Origin of the sequence: Streptomyces sp. NBC_00045 (assembly GCF_045041095.1) — a bacterium.
In the GTDB taxonomy this organism is placed as follows: Bacteria; Actinomycetota; Actinomycetes; order Streptomycetales; family Streptomycetaceae; genus Streptomyces.
This window is the reverse complement of record NZ_CP108271.1, coordinates 3,449,726-3,466,383: the sequence shown is the minus strand read 5'-3', so window position 1 is coordinate 3,466,383 and position 16,658 is coordinate 3,449,726. Positions and strand designations below refer to the sequence as shown.

14 protein-coding genes are annotated in these 16,658 nt (G+C 72.2%); 9 read left to right on the top strand and 5 right to left on the bottom strand.

Annotated elements, in window-relative coordinates; genetic code table 11:
- Positions 1-378 precede the first annotated feature (378 nt).
- Positions 379-1,110, bottom strand: a complete 732-nt coding sequence (locus OHA65_RS16105; RefSeq protein WP_328762997.1) for a hypothetical protein — start codon at positions 1,108-1,110, stop codon at positions 379-381.
- A gap of 112 nt (positions 1,111-1,222) precedes the next feature.
- Here OHA65_RS16105 and OHA65_RS16100 point away from each other — a divergent pair, with 112 nt between their 5' ends.
- On the top strand, positions 1,223-2,551 hold the full coding sequence (locus OHA65_RS16100) for a CoA transferase (RefSeq protein WP_405762035.1): 1,329 nt from the start codon (positions 1,223-1,225) through the stop codon (positions 2,549-2,551).
- Positions 2,552-2,604: 53 nt separating this feature from the next.
- Here OHA65_RS16100 and OHA65_RS16095 read toward each other — a convergent pair whose 3' ends face one another.
- Positions 2,605-3,102 carry a GNAT family N-acetyltransferase gene (locus OHA65_RS16095; protein ID WP_405762034.1) on the bottom strand — a complete coding sequence of 166 codons (498 nt, stop codon included), beginning with the start codon at positions 3,100-3,102 and terminating at the stop codon, positions 2,605-2,607.
- Positions 3,103-3,140: 38 nt separating this feature from the next.
- Here OHA65_RS16095 and OHA65_RS16090 point away from each other — a divergent pair, with 38 nt between their 5' ends.
- A complete protein-coding gene (locus OHA65_RS16090; RefSeq protein ID WP_327283802.1) occupies positions 3,141-3,944 on the top strand; it encodes an exodeoxyribonuclease III in 804 nt (267 codons plus the stop codon).
- Here the strand turns inward: OHA65_RS16090 and OHA65_RS16085 are convergent.
- Positions 3,926-4,588, bottom strand: coding sequence for a MerR family transcriptional regulator (locus OHA65_RS16085; RefSeq protein WP_327283801.1), 663 nt, complete (start codon positions 4,586-4,588; stop codon positions 3,926-3,928). The two genes, OHA65_RS16090 and OHA65_RS16085, sit on opposite strands and share 19 nt — an antisense overlap.
- A gap of 204 nt (positions 4,589-4,792) precedes the next feature.
- Here OHA65_RS16085 and OHA65_RS16080 point away from each other — a divergent pair, with 204 nt between their 5' ends.
- From OHA65_RS16080 to OHA65_RS16065, 4 genes are all read left to right on the top strand, one after another.
- A complete protein-coding gene (locus OHA65_RS16080; protein ID WP_327285679.1) occupies positions 4,793-6,424 on the top strand; it encodes an NAD(P)/FAD-dependent oxidoreductase in 1,632 nt (543 codons plus the stop codon).
- Positions 6,421-7,344 carry an alpha/beta hydrolase gene (locus OHA65_RS16075; RefSeq protein ID WP_327283800.1) on the top strand — a complete coding sequence of 308 codons (924 nt, stop codon included), beginning with the start codon at positions 6,421-6,423 and terminating at the stop codon, positions 7,342-7,344. Before OHA65_RS16080 ends, OHA65_RS16075 begins: the two co-directional genes overlap by 4 nt.
- Positions 7,341-8,234, top strand: coding sequence for an SDR family oxidoreductase (locus tag OHA65_RS16070; RefSeq protein WP_327283799.1), 894 nt, complete (start codon positions 7,341-7,343; stop codon positions 8,232-8,234). The genes OHA65_RS16075 and OHA65_RS16070 overlap by 4 nt, the downstream gene beginning before the upstream one ends.
- Positions 8,235-8,310: 76 nt before the next feature.
- A complete protein-coding gene (locus OHA65_RS16065) occupies positions 8,311-8,484 on the top strand; it encodes a hypothetical protein (protein ID WP_327283798.1) in 174 nt (57 codons plus the stop codon).
- Positions 8,485-8,570: 86 nt separating this feature from the next.
- Here the strand turns inward: OHA65_RS16065 and OHA65_RS16060 are convergent, their stop codons facing one another.
- Entirely contained in the window at positions 8,571-11,855 is a 3,285-nt protein-coding gene (locus tag OHA65_RS16060; RefSeq protein WP_327283797.1) for a S41 family peptidase, read from the bottom strand.
- 152 nt (positions 11,856-12,007) lie between these two features.
- On the opposite strand from OHA65_RS16060, the gene OHA65_RS16055 reads away from it, so the two are divergent.
- A complete protein-coding gene (locus OHA65_RS16055; RefSeq protein ID WP_327283796.1) occupies positions 12,008-12,598 on the top strand; it encodes a TetR/AcrR family transcriptional regulator in 591 nt (196 codons plus the stop codon).
- 115 nt (positions 12,599-12,713) lie between these two features.
- Positions 12,714-14,915 carry an MMPL family transporter gene (locus OHA65_RS16050; RefSeq protein ID WP_327283795.1) on the top strand — a complete coding sequence of 734 codons (2,202 nt, stop codon included), beginning with the start codon at positions 12,714-12,716 and terminating at the stop codon, positions 14,913-14,915.
- 59 nt (positions 14,916-14,974) lie between these two features.
- On the opposite strand, the gene OHA65_RS16045 is transcribed toward OHA65_RS16050, so the two are convergent.
- Entirely contained in the window at positions 14,975-15,418 is a 444-nt protein-coding gene (locus OHA65_RS16045) for an SsgA family sporulation/cell division regulator (RefSeq protein ID WP_327283794.1), read from the bottom strand.
- Between the two features lie 180 nt (positions 15,419-15,598).
- Here OHA65_RS16045 and OHA65_RS16040 point away from each other — a divergent pair, with 180 nt between their 5' ends.
- Complete coding sequence (locus OHA65_RS16040) at positions 15,599-16,657, top strand: energy-coupling factor ABC transporter permease (protein ID WP_405762031.1); 1,059 nt, start codon at positions 15,599-15,601, stop codon at positions 16,655-16,657.
- Position 16,658 lies beyond the last annotated feature (1 nt).

Below are 16,658 nucleotides of genomic sequence, written 5' to 3'. Positions count from 1 at the left end.
TCCAGGCCGACGGGTGGGTCTCCGCCCGGACGATGAAGTCAACCGTACGAGCCTTTGCAGGCGCGGTGCGGGGAAGTCCATGCCGGACAGACTGCGGGGTGGCTGATTGAATAGCCACTCGGATGCTCCGGCATGGCGGACGGCTACTGGTGTGAGCACGCCAACGCGGGAAGCGATCTTGGACGGGTCGGGAAGGGTGCCTGCCCGACCAGCCGTCGCTGCTGGTCAGAGTTACTCGTGAACAGCCCACAAACGACAGTTCGCGAGTAGCTCTCGTGAACGTCATGAGATCCCGTCCGGTCGAAAGACCGGGCGGGATCTCGGCGTTTGAGGGGAATGCTCGGGGCGGGGCCCGAACGGGCCCTGCCCCGGGGCCGGTCAGCCGGCCGCCCGGTCCAGCAGCGGGGCCGCCCAGGCCGGGAGGGCGGACGGCGACGGGCGGGCCGGGCGCGGGTCCGTCGTGATGCCGGTGCCGCCCGCCGGATCGCCGTACGAGAAGCTCGCCGACCACCACAGCCAGGAGCGGACGAACAGGTTGGCGCTCCACGTCAGGGCGAGGGCGCCGCGCTGCTCCGGGGTCTCGTACCAGTAGCTGGTGAGCACCACCGCGCGCGCGACCGCCTCGTCCGTGTCGGCCGGACGGGAATCGGCGCAGAGCCCGGCGGCCAGTACGGACGCGGTGAACCGGTTGTCCGTGAGCAGCCCGCCGGCGTCGCGCACGACCGCGTCCACGAGGTCCGGCGGGAGGGCCAGGGCGTACCGCTCCAGCCGTGCCGGCAGTTCGGACAGTGCAGGATCGCCGGCCGTCTCCGGCCCCGGGACCACCCGCAGGTCGCCCAGCAGCCGGGCGTCCGCGGTACCGGCAGCCAGCACGTGCACACAGGCCAGCGCGCGCAGGGTCTGCCAGCGGCACAGGGTGTCCAGCAGGGCGATCCGCGAGGCGCGGAAGGCCAGCCGCACCGGCCAGTCGGCCGCCCGGACCTCCTGCCCCAACGCCCGCAGTTCCTCGGGCACCGGGGCGGGGAAGACCAGGGCCTGGCCGGGGTCGTAGGACGGCTTCGAGCGGTAGCCCGGCCACTGCTGCGCCCCGGTGGGGTTCTCGCTATTCATTGAGTTCCACGAAGCACAGCCCCTTACGAGATCGGATCTCGGAGAAGGACACGTGCCCCGCCTCACGGTCGGTTCCTCGCGCCGGCCGTGAGGGGCTTCGGAGAATGGGCCCATGACGACTTTGGACGGTGCGACGCGGCAGGCCTGGGGTGCGCTCGGTGGGGCGGACGGGCTCGTGGGGCGGGTGGCCTACCGGGGCGCGAGCGGGCTGGGGGAGGGGCCGCTGCCCGTACGGGAGCTGGCGCGGGCCTGCGTCGGGGTGTGCGCGCTGGCCGCCGCGGAGCTGGCCGCGGTACGGGCCGGGGCCCCGGCGGACGCGGTGGAGCCGCTGGTGGTGGACGAGGGCGCGGTGGCCACGGCGTTCGTCAGTGAGCGGCACCTGCGGGTGGAGGGGCGCGAGCCGGTGAACTTCGCGCCGCTGTCGGGGTTCTGGCGGGCGGCGGACGGGTGGGTGCGCACGCACGCCAACTATCCGCACCACCGGGCCGCCCTGGTACGGGCGTTGGGGCTGCCTTCCGCGACCCCCGGGGCGCTGCGGGACGCCGTGGCGGGGCGCGCGGCCGCCGAGGTGCAGGAGCTGGCCTACGGGGAGGGCGGCCTGGCCGTCGCCGTGGCGGACGCGTACGGGGACCCTCAGCCGCTGGCCGAGGTGCGGGAGTCCGGGGGCGCCGGGCGGGAGCTCGGGCCGGGGGCGCTGCCCGCGACCGGGGTGCGGGTGCTGGACCTGACGCGGGTCATCGCGGGACCCGTCGCGACGCGGACGCTCGGGCTGCTGGGGGCGGACGTGCTGCGGATCGACTCGCCGCGGCTGCCGGAGTCGCACGACGCGTACGCGGACACCGGGTTCGGGAAGCGCTCCGCGCTGCTGGATCTGGCGGACGCCGGGGACCGGGCCGTCTTCGAGGGGCTGCTGGCCGGGGCGGACGTGGTGGTGACCGGGTACCGGCCGGGGGCGCTGGAGCGGTACGGGCTCGGGGCGGACGAGCTGCTGGACCGTCGGCCGGGGTTGGTGGTGGCGCAGCTGTGCGCGTGGGGATGGCGGGGGCCGTGGGCCGGGAGGCGGGGGTTCGACTCGCTGGTGCAGGCGGGGTACGGGGTGGCCGCGGCGTACGGCGACGACGGGGTCCCCGGGGCGCTGCCGGCGCAGGCGCTGGACCACGGGACCGGGTACCTGGTCGCCGCCGGCGTGCTGAGGGCGCTGGCCGCGGGCGGCGGGCGGTCCTTGCGGTTCTCGTTGGCGGGGACGGCGTCGTGGCTGGTCCGGGAGGTGCCCGCCGCGCCCTACCCCGCCGGGGCGGGGTACGCGGCGCAGTCCTGGCTGCGGGAGGTGGACTCGGGATACGGGGTGCTGCGGTACGCAGGGTCGCCGGTGCCGTTCGGGGACTGGGGGCGGGGTCCGTCCTGGTGGGGGACGGACCGGGCCCAGTGGCTCCCGCGGTAGCGCTGCCGCCGTGGCGGCGGGGGCGGGCCCGGGCCTTCGGCCGGGACCGCCCGTCAGGACGTTCGCAGGGGCTTGGCCATGCAGCGGCTTGAGTCGTACGTGCGGTAGTGGCCGAACTTCTTCGACGGGGTGTAGCCGGACGAGCGGTAGAGGGCTATGGCTTCCGGCTGCTGGTCTCCCGTTTCCAGGGCCATGCGGGTGCGGCCCGCCGAGCGGGCGTCGTCCTCCAGAGCGGCCAGGATGCGGCGGGCCAGGCCCAGGCCGCGGGCCTCGGGGACCACGTACATGCGCTTGAGTTCGGCGTCGCCGTCCGAGTAGCCCTCGTCGTTCTCGTCCTGGCTGCGCCAGCCGCCGCTGGCGACGGGCGTGCCCGAGGCGTCGTACGCCAGCAGGTACAGGCCGTTCGGCGGGGCGAACATTGCCGGGTCGAGGAATGTGACATCGCCCTCACCGCCGTAGCGCGCCTGGTATTCGAGCTGGACCTGGTCGTTGAGTTTGACCGCGTCCGGGTGGTCGTACGGCATGACGCGGATCTGTATCCCGTGAGACATCGGAACATGGTACGGAAGGCTCCCGTTATGGTGCGGGGATGCTCACCGTGACCTCCGTGAATGTGAATGGGATCCGCGCCGCCGCCAAGAAGGGGTTCTCCCCGTGGCTGGCCGGGTCGGATGCCGACGTGGTCTGCCTCCAGGAGGTGCGTGCCGAGGAGGGGCAGATTCCGGAGGAGGTCCGGGCGCCCGAGGGCTGGCACACGGTGTTCGCGCCGGCCGCCGCGAAGGGGCGGGCCGGGGTCGCGCTCTACACGCGCCGTGAGCCCGAGCGGGTGCAGGTGGGATTCGGGAGCGACGAGTTCGACGCCGGTGGGCGCTATCTGGAGGTGGATCTTCCGGGTGTCACCGTCGCCAGCCTGTACCTGCCCTCCGGCGAGGCCGGGACCGAGAAGCAGGACGAGAAGTACCGCTTCATGGCGGAGTTCCTCCCCCATCTGGTCGCGCTGAAGGCGCGCGCCGCGGCCGAGGGGCGGGAGGTCGTCGTGTGCGGCGACTGGAACATCTGCCACCGGGAAGCCGACCTCAAGAACTGGAAGACCAACCGGAAGAACGCGGGCTTCCTGCCCGAGGAGCGGGAGTGGCTGGGGAAGGTCTACGAGGAGGCCGGGTACGTGGACGTGGTCCGCGCGCTGCACCCCGACACCGAGGGGCCGTACTCCTGGTGGTCCTACCGCGGGCGGGCCTTCGACAACGACGCCGGGTGGCGCATCGACCTCCAGGTCGCCACTCCGGGGCTGGCCGCCCGGGCCGTGAAGGCGTTCGTCGAGCGGGCGGAGACGCACCCGGAGCGTTGGTCCGACCACGCGCCCGTGACCGTGGTCTACGAGTCGGCGTCCTGAACCCCTGAAGCCAGGAGGCGGTCCATCGCCATGCCGAGCTCCGCCTCGACCACGCTCTTGGCGAGGGGGCGCAGCCGCGGAAGGGCCTCCTCCGTCAGGTGGGCGGAGATCAGCTCCGTGAACAGGGCCGCCATGGCGTCCGCGTGCTCGCGGACCCGGCGGCCCGTCTCCAGGACCGCCGAGAGCGGGACCCCCTCGCGGACCAGCGCCGAGGAGACGTCCAGCAGCCTCCGGCTGACGTGCACGATCTCGTCGCCGTCGGTGGCGAGGTAGCCGAGGTCGAGGGAGGCCGCCAGGTTCTCCGGGGTGACCTCGCCCTCGAAGTAGTCGGCGAGCGCCTCCGGCGTCAGACGCACCGGGGTCTCCTCGGACCAGCCGATGCCGAGCAGTTCGCCGAGCTGGCCGACGTCGCGGCCGCTCTCGAAGGCGGCGGTCAGCTCGGCGATGCCGCCGAGGGTGTGGCCGCGTTCCAGCAGGGCGGCGATGGTGCGCAGCCGGGCCAGGTGGTGGTCGTCGTACCAGGCGATCCGGCCCTCGCGGCGCGGCGGCGGGAGGAGCTTGCGCTCGCGGTAGAAGCGCAGGGTGCGGACGGGGATGCCGGCTGCCTCGGCCAGTTCCTCCGTACGGTATTCGCGCACTGTCATCCCCGCTTCCGTGTCTTCCACAGGCGCAGCCTATGGCGTACCGGCAGTAACTTTCCGGCCGCGACCTCTACCCATGAGTACGGAGCTGCTCTACTCTCCCGATTGTGCCAGTGATTGCTGGCAGTGTTGTCGGTGGTTGTGGTTGTGGTTGTGACTGGGCTTGGCTTGGCTGGACTGCGGAGGGCGGCGGGCATGAGTGGTGGCATGGACGGGCGCAAGCACGTACGGGTGGCGGTGATCGGGTCCGGCTTCGGCGGGCTGGGCGCGGCCGTCCGGCTGCGCCGCGAGGGGATCACGGACTTCGTCGTACTGGAACGCGCCGACTCCGTCGGCGGGACCTGGCGCGACAACAGCTACCCCGGGTGCGCGTGCGACGTCCCCTCCCATCTCTATTCGTTCTCGTTCGCACCCAACCCCGACTGGCCGCGGACGTTCTCCGGGCAGCCGGCCATCCGCACCTACCTGGAGCACGTCGCCGACACGTTCGGGCTGCGCCCGCACATCCGGCTGAACTCCGAGGTCCGGATGATGCGCTGGGACGGCGACCGGCTGAGGTGGGAGATCGAGACCGACGCCGGGGACCTCACCGCCGACGTCGTGGTCTCGGCCACCGGTCCGCTGTCCGACCCGAAGATGCCGGAGATCCCCGGACTCGACGGGTTCCCCGGCAAGGTCTTCCACTCCGCGCGCTGGGACCACGACTACGACCTGCGCGGCAAGCGCGTCGCCATGATCGGCACCGGCGCCTCGGCCGTCCAGATCGTCCCGGCCATCGCGCCCGACGTGGAGCGGCTCACGCTGTTCCAGCGCACCCCGCCGTGGGTGATGCCGCGCACCGACCGGGCCATCAGCAGCGTGGAGCGCTGGCTGCACCGCCAGCTCCCGTTCACCCGGGCGGCCCGCCGTGGGCTGCTCTGGGGGATCCGGGAGCTCCAGGTCAGCGCCTTCACCAAGCGGCCGAACCAGCTCGGGCTCATCGAATCGCTGGCCAAGGCCAATATGGCGCGCTCGATCAAGGACCCGGCGCTGCTGGCCAAGCTGACGCCCTCGTACCGGATCGGCTGCAAGCGGATCCTGCTCTCCAGCGACTACTACCCGGCGCTCGCCCGGCCGAACGTGGACCTCGTCGCCTCCGGGCTCAAGGAGATCCGCGGCAACACGCTGATCGCCGCCGACGGGACCGAGACCGAGGTCGACGCGATCGTCTTCGGCACCGGCTTCCACGTGACCGACATGCCGATCGCGGACCGGGTGGTGGGCGCGGAGGGCCGGACCCTCGCGGACCACTGGAAGGACGGGATGCAGTCGCTGCGCGGGGCGACCGCGGCCGGCTTCCCGAACTGGATGACGATCATCGGGCCGAACACCGGGCTCGGCAACAGCTCGATGATCCTGATGATCGAGTCGCAGCTGAACTACATGGCGGACTACCTGCGCCAGCTCCACGTGCTGGGCGGACCGGTCGCACTCGCGGCCCGGCCCTCCGCCGTGAACCAGTGGAACCGCCAGGTCCAGACCCGCATGGAGCGCACGGTGTGGAACACCGGCGGCTGCACCAGCTGGTACCTCGACGCGCAGGGCCGCAACACGACGGTCTGGCCGGGCACGACCGGCGAGTTCCGCAAGGAGACGCGGAGCGTGGACCTCTCCGAGTACGAAGTCGTCCGCCTGACGGAGGGCGAGGGCGAGCGCGAGCGGGTCCCCGCCCGGGTCGCGCAGTCCCGGACGAAGGCCGCGGGCCGCAGCGGTGCGGGCAAGGCCGGCACGGACAAGGCCGCAGCCGCCGGCGCGGCCACCGGTACCGCCACCGCCACCACCGAGGAGGACGCCGCGTGAGCCGGCCCGCGTACGTCACCTCTGGGCGCTACGCCCCGCCCGCCGCCCGGCGGGAGCTGGTCGCGGTCTCCGCCGACGGAGCCCGCCTGCACGTGGAGGAACACGGGGACGAGGACGCGCCGGCCGTGGTGCTGGCGCACGGCTGGACCTGCTCCACCGCCTTCTGGGCCGCGCAGATCCGCGAGCTCGCCAAGGACCACCGGGTGATCGCCTATGACCAGCGCGGCCACGGCCGCAGCCCCGCCGCCTCCCGCTACGACACCACCGCACTCGCCGATGACCTGGTCTCGGTCCTGCGGGCCGCCCTGGCGCCCGGCGAGCGGGCCGTCGTCGCGGGGCACTCCATGGGCGGGATGACGATCATGGCTGCCGCCGGGCGGCTGGAGTTCGCCGAGCACGCCGCCGCCGCGCTGCTGTGCAGCACCGGCAGCGCCCGGCTCGTCGCGGAGGCGCTGGTCGTGCCGCTGCGCCCAGGGCGCGCGAGGACCCGTATAACCGGCGCGGTGCTCGGCGCACGCGCCCCCCTCGGGCCCGTCACGCCGGTCGCCAAGCGGGTGCTGAAGTACGCCACGATGGGCCCCGGCTCCGCGCCCGACAAGGTCGAGGCGTGCGCCCGTATCGTGCACGCCTGCCCCACCGGCGTCCGGTACGCCTGGTCCGAGGTGCTGGCCGGGCTGGACCTTGAGGCGAACCTCGCGGCGCTCACGGTGCCCACCGCCGTCATCGGCGGCAAGAACGACCGGCTCACCCCGATCGTGCACGCCCGGCAGCTCGCCGCCGCCCTGCCGCACTGCGTGGGGCTCACCGAGCTGACCGGCATGGGGCACATGACCCCGATCGAGGCTCCCGAGGCCGTCACGAACGCCGTGCGCGAGCTGACCACCCACTTCCTCAAGGACCTGAAGGAGAAGACGCCGTGAGCGCGAGCAGGAGTCTGGAAGGGCAGGTCGCCGTCGTCACCGGCGCCGCACGCGGGGTCGGCGAGCTCCTCGCCCGCAAGCTGTCCGCGCGCGGTGCGAAGGTGGCACTGGTGGGGCTGGAACCGGAGGCCCTCAAGGAGGTCTCCGAGCGGCTGCACACCGACAGCGGCCACTGGCACGCCGACGTCACCGACCACGAGGCCATGGCCCGGGTCGCCGAGGAGGTCAAGCAGCGCTTCGGCAAGGTCGACGTCGTCGTCGCCAACGCGGGCGTGGCCGCGGGCGGTCCGTTCGCCGACTCCGACCCCGAAGCCTGGCGCCGGGTGATCGAGGTCAACCTGATCGGGGGCGCCGTCACCGCCCGTGCCTTCCTCCCCGTACTGACCGAAAGCCGCGGCTACTTCCTCCAGATCGCCTCGCTCGCCGCGATCACGCCGGCGCCGATGATGACGGCGTACTGCGCCTCCAAGTCCGGCGTCGAGGCCTTCGCGCACTGCCTGCGCGCCGAAGTGGGCTACAAGGGCGTCAAGGTGGGCGTCGGCTACCTCTCCTGGACCGACACCGACATGGTGCGCGGCGCCGACCGGGACGAGGTCATGCGGGAGCTGCGCCAACGGCTGCCGTGGCCGTCGAACCGCACGTACCCGCTGGGCCCGGCCGTGGACCGGATCGTCGCCGGGATCGAGCGGCGCTCGCCGCACGTGTACGCGCAGTGGTGGCTGCGCGGGATGCAGGGCGTGCGGGGCTACTTGCCCGGGATCATCGCGACCGTCGGGCAGCGGGAGATGAAGCGCTTCGAGCCCAGGCTGTCGGGGGTCTCCCGCGGGCTGGTGGGGGCCGGAGGGGCCGCCGACGAGAAGGAGCGCACGCGGGACTCGGAGCGTCATTGATCGAAATGCGAGCTTTGTCCCCTCGTGCAAATCTGGTCGCAGCCCGGTCCCCTACACCCCTCCAGGAGTGAACAGCATGGGCATCAAGGACCAGTTCCAGGACAAGGCGCAAGAGCTCAAGGACAAGGCCAAGGCGGCCCAGCAGGGCGCGAAGGACGAGACGTCCGAGCGCAGTGCGCACGCCCCCGACCAGGGCAAGAAGAAGAAGGAAAAGGTCCACGACGAGCTCGACGACAACTGGGACTTCTGAGGCCCGGACACCCGGGAGCCGCACACCCGAAGGGGCGCGACCGTGCACGGCACGGTCGCGCCCCTCTCGCACGCCCGGCGAGTGCCCTACTGCCTCGGCGGCAGCTTCGGACGCCGCAGGTCCGGCACGTCCGCGTACCCGGGCGGCACCGCGGCCGGCTCCTGCTCCAGCAGCTCCAGTGCCAGGTGCACGGCGTCGTCCATCTGCGCGTGCCGCCCCTCCGCCCAGTCGAGCGGGGTGCGCAGGATCGCGAGGTCCGGCTCCACGCCGTGGTTCTCCACCGACCAGCCGTACTCCGGGAACCAGGCGGCGTTCATCGGCACCGTGATGACCGTTCCGTCGCCCAGAGTGTGCCGGCCGGTCATGCCGACCACCCCGCCCCAGGTGCGCTGGCCGACCACCGGGCCCAGCCCGAGCAGCTTGATGGCCGCCGTGATCATGTCGCCGTCCGAGGAGGTCGCCTCGTCGGCCAGCGCCACGATCGGACCGCGGGGCGCGTTGGAGGCGTACGACACCGGCTGGGCGCCCCGCGTCAGGTCCCAGCCGAGGATCGAGCGGGTCAGCTTCTCCACCACCAGCTCGCTGATGTGCCCGCCCGCGTTGCCGCGCACGTCCACGATCAGCGCGGGCCGGGACATCTCCATCCGCAGGTCCCGGTTGAACTGCGCCCAGCCCGAGCCGCCCATGTCGGGGATGTGCAGGTAGCCGCATTTGCCGCCGCTGAGCTCCCGGACCACCGCGCGCCGCTTGGACACCCAGTCCTGGTAGCGCAGCGGCCGCTCGTCGATCAGCGGCACGATCGCGACCCGCCGGGCCCTGCCCTCGCCTTCGGCGGGCACGAAGGTCAGCTCGACCGTGGTGCCGCCGGCCGCCGCGAGCAGCGGATAGGGGCCGGCCACCGGGTCCACCGGCCGGCCGTCGACGTGGGTGAGCACGGCGCCCTCCCGGATGCCGGTGCCGGCGAGCGGGGAGCGGGCCTTGGAGTCGGAGGACTCGCCCGGCAGGATCCGGGCGAGCATCCAGCCCTCCTCGCGGGGCACGAAGTTGGCGCCGAGCAGCCCGATCGGCCGGTGGTAGTGCGGCGGGCCCTCGTTGCGGCGCGCGGGCGAGACATAGGCGTGCGAGGTGCCGAGTTCGCCGAGGACCTCGCGCAGCAGGTCCGCGAACTCGTCGGGCGAGGCGACCCGTTCGACCAGGGGGCGGTACTGGCGCAGCACCCCGTCCCAGTCGATGTTGCACATGTCCGGCTCCCAGAAGTACGCGCGGATCAGCCGCCCGGCCTCCTCGAACGCCTGGCGCCACTCGGCGGCGGGGTCCACCTCGTGCAGGATGCGCCGCAGGTCCAGGTAGACCGTTGAGTCGCTGTCGCCGGATTCGGTCGACGGGACGGCGCGCAGGTCCCCGTCGTCGTTGATGACGAGCCGGGTGCCGTCGCCGCTGACCGCGAACCAGTCCAGTCCGGAGGCCAGTTCGCTCTTGCGCGCCTTGGTGATCTCGAAGTGCTCCAGCGTGGGCTTGCCGCTGGTGTCGGTCGGGCTGGCGAAGGTCTCGCCGAGGGCGCCCGAGATCGGCCAGCGCAGCCACACCAGTCCGCCGCCGTGCACCGGGTACAGGGCCGAGTACTTCGACGCCGTCACCGGGAACGGGGTGACGCGGCTCTCCAGCCCCTCCACCTCCACCATGACCGTGCCTTCGCCCTCGCTGGCCTCGCCCTCGCCCGGGTCGAGCCCGCCCGCGGCCGGGCGGCCGTCGGGGGTGAACGCGAACGGCGAGGGGGTCGCCGAGGACAGCGGCACCAGGTACGGGCGGCAGCCCAGCGGGAAGGACAGGTCGCCGGTGTGGACGTCGTACACCGGGTCGAACCCGCGCCACGAGAGGAAGGCCAGGTAGCGGCCGTCCCGGGTGAAGACCGGATTCTCGTCCTCGAAGCGGCCGTTGGTGACGTCCACGATCGACCGCGGGCCGGGGCCGGAGATCCGGGCCATCTTGATCTGGCGCAGCGAGCGCCCGATGCCCGGGTGCGACCAGGTCAGCCAGGCCCCGTCGGGGGAGAACGCCAGGTCGGTGACGGGCCCGTTGATGGACCGGATCAGCTCGGTGACCTCGCCTCCCCCGGACTCCTCGCTGGCGTCGATGAGCAGCAGCCGACCGTCGTTGGAGGCGATGGCGAGGCGCTCCCCGTCCGGGTCGGCGAGCAGTTCCAGTACGCGGCCCAGCTCGCCGGAGGCCAGCCGGCGCGGCTCCCGGTCGCCGGAGGCCCGGGGGAGATAGGCGATCTCGATCGCGTCCTCGCCCTCCGCGTCGGTCACGTAAGCGACCTGCCCGCTGCTGCCGAGCATCTCGGGCAGCCGTACCCGCACGCCGGGGGTGTCGGCGATGGTCCGGGCGGGCCCGTCGCGGTGGGTGAGCCAGTACAGGCTGCCGCGGATGACGACCGCGCTGGCCCGGCCGGTGGCGTCGACGGAGAGCGAGTCGACGTGGCTGGCCGCCGAGACCTGGTACGTGCGGCGGCCCGCGCGGGGGCCGCCGAGGCGGACGTCGAGCCGGCGCGGGGCCGCGTCCGGGGACAGCGAGTCGACGAGCCAGAGGTCCCCGGCGCACTGGTAGACGACGCGGGTGCCGTCGCTGGAGGCGTGCCGGGCGTAGAACTCCTCGTGGTCGGTGTGGCGGCGCAGGTCGGTGCCGTCGGGGAGGCAGGAGTACAGGTTGCCGATGCCCTCGTGGTCGGAGAGGAAGGCGATGCGGCCGTCCACGAACATCGGGGCGTCGAGGTGGCCCTCGATGTCCTCCAGCAGCCGCTCGCCGTGCAGCCAGAGCCGGCCGGTGGCGCCGCCGCGGTAGCGCTTCCAGGCGGCGGGTTCGTGCGGGGGCTTGCCGGTCAGCAGGAGGGTGCGCCGCTCGCCACCCGGTTCCTCGTGGACGGCGATGTCCGAGACCGGCCCCCAGGGCAGTTTGCCGCCGGGCGAGCCGTCGGTCGGCACGCTGTAGGCCCAGGCGAAGTAGGAGAAGGGCTGGCTGTGCGAGGACACGGCGAGGATGTCGCTGTGGCCGTCCTTGTCGGGCGGGGTCCAGCCGCAGACCCGGGTGTCGGTGGCGCCCCAGAAGCTCAGCTGGCGGGCGGGGCCGCCGTCCACCGGGGCCAGGTGGATCTCGGGGTCGAGGCTGCGCCAGGTGGTGAAGGCGATGTGACGGCCGTCGGGGGAGAATCGGGGGTGGCCGACTCTGGTCCGGTCGACGGTGATCCGCCAGGCGCGGCCGGGGGCCTGGCCTTCGGGGACCAGCGGGGCGACCCAGAGGTCGTCCTCGGTGGCGAAGCACAGCAGATCGTCGTGGAGGTGCGGGAAGCGGAGGTACGCGCCGTCGTGACTCACCCCACAATGCTTTCCGTGCCGAGGGGGCCTGGCAACTCGTACAGGTGATCCATGCCACCCGCCGAAACGAAACGGAACGGTTTCGTTTCGTTCGGGTCGGGGGTATCGTCATCGTGTACGAAACGGTTTCGTTCGGATGGGAGGTGCCGGAGATGTCCGAAGAACTCTCGTCGCGGCGCAGCCGGATCACCCCCGAGCGGGAAGCCGAACTCCACGGGGCGGTCCTGGACCTGCTCCGCGAAGTCGGCTACGAGGCGCTGACCATGGATGCGGTCGCCGCCCGTACGAAGTCCAGCAAGGCCACCCTCTACCGCCAGTGGGGGAGCAAGCCCGAGCTGGTCGCCAAGGCCCTGCGGTGCACCCAGCCGGCCTCCCTGCGGGAGATCGACACGGGCACGCTGCGCGGCGACTTCCACCGCATGGTCGAGCTCTCCGACAACGCGCAGATGGCGAAGGACACCGCACTGCTGCGGGGCCTCGCCCACGCCGTCCACGAGAGCCCCGAACTGCACCAGGCACTGCGCAGGCTGCTCATGGAGCCGGAGATCTCCGGACTCGACGAGATCCTGCGGCGGGCCGTGGAACGGGGCGAGGTCGCCCCGGACTGCCCCGCGATCCGTTTCGTGCCGCACATGCTGATCGGCGCCTTCATCGCGTTGCCGTTGATGGAGGACCGATCCGTGGACCAGGCGTTCCTCGCCGACTTCATCGACTCCGTGGTCTTCCCCGCCCTCGGCGTCTGAGTCCTCGCGACTCCCTCATGCTGCTCCTGACACGCCGCTCTCGTCGTCGGGCCGGCTCTCCACGCCCTGATCCATCCCGGATCCATCCCACGACCTGAACGGGAGAACCGCCTCCGTGGCTACCTTCCTCTATCGACTCGGCAGGGGCGCCTTCCGGCGCCGTGGCCTCGTCGCCCTCGTCTGGGTGGCGCTGCTGTTCGCCGCCGGCTTCGGCGCGGCGACGGCGTCCGCGCCCACCTCCGGATCGTTCTCGATACCCGGCACGGAGGCCCAGAAGGCCTTCGACGTGCTGGACAAGAAGTTCCCGGGCATGGCCGCGGACGGCGCCACCGCCCGCATCGTCGTCAAGGCGCCCGCGGGGGCCTCGGTCAACGACCCGAAGAACAAGGCCGAGGTCGAGAAGATCGTCTCCGACCTGAAGGGCGGCCCGGGCAAGGCCCAGGTCGCCTCGGTCGCCGACCCGTACCAGGCGCAGGCGGTGAGCCGGGACGGCTCCACCGCGTACGTGAGCGTCAAGTACACGGTCAGCGGCATGGAGCTGAAGGACGAGACGCGCGACGCGCTCAAGGACTCCGGCACCGCGGCCAAGAACGCCGGGCTCACCGTCGAGATCGGCGGCGACGCCCTGATGACGCCCCCCGAGACCGGCTCCGGCGAGATCGTCGGCATCCTGATCGCGGCGATCGTGCTGGTCATCACCTTCGGCTCGCTGATCGCGGCCGGGCTGCCGCTGCTGACCGCGCTGATCGGCGTGGGCATCGGCGTCTCCTCCATCACCGCGCTCGCCAACGTGCTGGACCTCGGCACCACCACCTCCACCCTCGCGATGATGATCGGCCTCGCGGTCGGCATCGACTACGCGCTCTTCATCGTCTCCCGCTACCGCGCGGAGCTCGCCGAGGGCCGCGAGCGGGACGAGGCCGCGGGCCGGGCCGCCGGAACCGCCGGATCGGCCGTCGTGTTCGCGGGCCTCACCGTGGTCATCGCCCTCGTGGGCCTGGCCGTCGTCAACATCCCGATGCTGACCAAGATGGGCTTCGCCGCCGCGGGCACCGTGGTCATCGCCGTCCTCGTCGCCCTGACGCTGGTCCCGGCCATCCTGGGCTTCGCCGGCAAGAAGGTCCTGCCCGCCGGTACGAAGAGCAAGCTGTTCGGCAAGGGCAAGCCGGCCGGCGCCGAGCCCAAGGCCAACGGCGGCACCCGCTGGGCCCGCTTCGTGCTGCGCCGCCCCGTCATGGTGCTGCTGGTCGGTGTCATCGGTCTCGGCGCCATCGCGATCCCGGCGAGCAAGCTGGAGATGGGCCTGCCGGACGACGGCGCCCAGCCGGTCTCCACCACCCAGCGCAAGGCGTACGACCTGCTGTCGGAGGGCTTCGGCCCGGGCTTCAACGGCCCGCTGATGGTGGTCGTCGACGGCGACAAGAGCCTCGCCGACGAGACGGTCGACCGGATCAAGGGCCTGGAGGGCGTGGCCGCGGTCACCCCGCCGACCCCGAACCAGGACGGCGACGCCTCGGTGATCACCGTCATCCCGAAGGACCGTCCGTCCTCGGTGGAGACCGAGAACCTGGTCCACACGATCCGCGACGGCAGCGGCGACGACGTCCTCGTCACCGGCGCCACCGCGATGAACATCGACTTCTCGCAGAAGATGAACGACGCGCTGCTGCCCTACCTGGCGCTCGTGGTCGGCCTCGCCTTCCTGCTGCTGATGCTGGTCTTCCGCTCCATCCTGGTCCCGCTCAAGGCGGCCCTCGGCTTCCTGCTCTCGGTGGTCGCCGCCCTCGGCGCCGTCGTCGCGGTCTTCCAGTGGGGCTGGCTCGGCTCGGTCTTCGGAGTGGAGCAGACCGGTCCGATCATGAGCATGATGCCGATCTTCATGGTGGGCGTCGTCTTCGGCCTCGCCATGGACTACGAGGTCTTCCTCGTCACCCGGATGCGTGAGGCGTACGTCCACGGCGAGCGCCCGGGCCAGGCCGTGGTGACCGGCTTCCAGTACAGCGCTCGGGTGGTCGTGGCGGCCGCCGTCATCATGATCGCGGTGTTCTCGGGCTTCATCGGCGCCAGCGAGCAGATGATCAAGATGATCGGCTTCGGTCTCGCCATCGCCGTCCTCTTCGACGCCTTCGTCGTCCGTATGACGATCGTCCCGGCGGTGCTCGCACTGCTCGGCCACAAGGCCTGGTGGCTGCCGCGCTGGCTGGACCGGCTGCTGCCCAACGTGGACGTGGAGGGCGAGAGCCTGCGCAAGCACCTCGAAGGTGCCGACGGGTCTTCGGAGGGCCCGGACAAGGACCGCGAGCTGGTCAACGCCTGACCCGCCCCGGCAGGAAGGACCGGCCCCGTACCTGATCGTCAGGTACGGGGCCGGTCCCGTTAGGCCTGTCGGGTGACGGCGGCGTTCGTACGGCGCAGGAATCGGCGCAGCGCGGCGATGTCGAACTGGATGACCGCGACCCCTTCGGGGGAGTGGAACTCGACGACCGCCTGGACGCGTCCGCAGGGCCAGACGCGTACGTCGCCCGTGCCGGTCGGGGCCTGGAGGCCGGCTTCGAGGAGGGCCCTGGGGAAGACCCACTCGTTGTCGGTGCCCTCGGGGGAGAGGCCGGCGGGGAAGACGATCCGTACGGCGAGCGGCTCGTCAGGGGCGAAGCGCAGGGCGACCGGGATCTTCCGGAAGAGCGGGTCGTCGCTGATCACGCGGGCGATGACGCGGTCCTCGACGGCGGCGACGGTGACGGCGGTGGTGGTGGTCGCGACGGCGGTGGCGACGGCGGTCGCGGCTGCCGTCGCGGGGGGATTCTCGGCGGTGCCTGACACGACAAGACTCCTCTAATCGGAACATATGAGTCCGTATTTCCCCCAGCCTCGCACATTCCCACGAATCTGCGCGGCCGTATTTGTGCTGTGGGCGCTCTTGCCAATCATTTGCAACTGGGCACTATTCTTGAGCAGCTAAAGATTTCGTCAGCTCAACACCGCAGGAAGCGGAGCACCCCCATGCATGTGCCCGACGGCTTCATCGACGCCCCCGTCTCCATCGCCGCAGGTGTCGCCGCTGCGGGCGCGGTGGCCGTCAGCCTCCGCGGCGCCCGCCGAGAACTCGACGAGCGGGCGGCCCCGCTCGCCGGGCTCGTCGCCGCGTTCATCTTCGCCGTCCAGATGTTGAACTTCCCCGTCGCCGCAGGCACCAGCGGACACCTGCTCGGCGGAGCCCTCGCCGCGATACTCGTGGGCCCCTACACGGGTGTGCTGTGCGTGTCCGTGGTCCTGCTCATGCAGGGCGTCCTGTTCGCCGACGGCGGCCTGACCGCCCTCGGCGTCAACGTCATGAACATGGCCGTCGTGACCGTGGTCGTCGCCTACGCCGTCTTCCGCGGTCTGCTGAAGCTCCTGCCCGACACCCGGCGCTCGGTCACCGTGGCCGCCTTCGCCGGAGCACTGCTCTCGGTGCCCGGCGCGGCCGTCATGTTCAGCCTCCTGTACGCCCTCGGCGGGACCACCGACGTCCCGCTCGGCAAGGTGTTCACCGCCATGGTCGGCGTACACGTCCTGATCGGCATCGGCGAGGCCGTCATCACCGCCGCGACCGTGGGCGCCGTACTGGCCGTACGGCCCGACCTGGTGCACGGGGCGCGCGGGCTGGCCGCGCCGCTGAAGCTGCGCGTCGGCGGGGAACTGGTCGACGCCCCGGCCGCCGCGCCGGCCGCGGCACCCGCCCCCGCCCGCTCCGCCAAGCCCGTGTGGATCACCGGCCTGGTCACCGCCCTCGTACTGGCCGGCTTCGTCTCCTTCTACGCCTCCACCAGCCCCGACGGCCTGGAGAAGGTCGCCGCTGAGCAGGGCATCGACCAGAAGGGGAAGGAGCACGCCACCGCCGACTCCCCGCTCGCCGACTACAGCGTCAAGGACATCGGCGACGCCCGCCTCTCCGGAGGCCTCGCCGGTGTCATCGGCGTCGGCGCGACCATCGCCGTCGGCACCGGGATCTTCTGGACCGTGCGCCGCCGCCGCGCCGAGGACCTGACGGCCGCCTCGACCGCGTCGACGGCGCTCTGAG

Bases quoted from the DNA above. Each gene is read 5' to 3' on its own strand.
- OHA65_RS16105 (WP_328762997.1), bottom strand. From the start codon at position 1,110: ATGAATAGCGAGAACCCCACCGGGGCGCAGCAGTGGCCGGGCTACCGC.
- OHA65_RS16100 (WP_405762035.1), top strand. From the start codon at position 1,223: ATGACGACTTTGGACGGTGCGACGCGGCAGGCCTGGGGTGCGCTCGGT.
- OHA65_RS16095 (WP_405762034.1), bottom strand. From the start codon at position 3,102: ATGTCTCACGGGATACAGATCCGCGTCATGCCGTACGACCACCCGGAC.
- OHA65_RS16090 (WP_327283802.1), top strand. From the start codon at position 3,141: ATGCTCACCGTGACCTCCGTGAATGTGAATGGGATCCGCGCCGCCGCC.
- OHA65_RS16085 (WP_327283801.1), bottom strand. From the start codon at position 4,588: ATGACAGTGCGCGAATACCGTACGGAGGAACTGGCCGAGGCAGCCGGC.
- OHA65_RS16080 (WP_327285679.1), top strand. From the start codon at position 4,793: ATGGACGGGCGCAAGCACGTACGGGTGGCGGTGATCGGGTCCGGCTTC.
- OHA65_RS16065 (WP_327283798.1), top strand. From the start codon at position 8,311: ATGGGCATCAAGGACCAGTTCCAGGACAAGGCGCAAGAGCTCAAGGAC.
- OHA65_RS16055 (WP_327283796.1), top strand. From the start codon at position 12,008: ATGTCCGAAGAACTCTCGTCGCGGCGCAGCCGGATCACCCCCGAGCGG.
- OHA65_RS16040 (WP_405762031.1), top strand. From the start codon at position 15,599: ATGCATGTGCCCGACGGCTTCATCGACGCCCCCGTCTCCATCGCCGCA.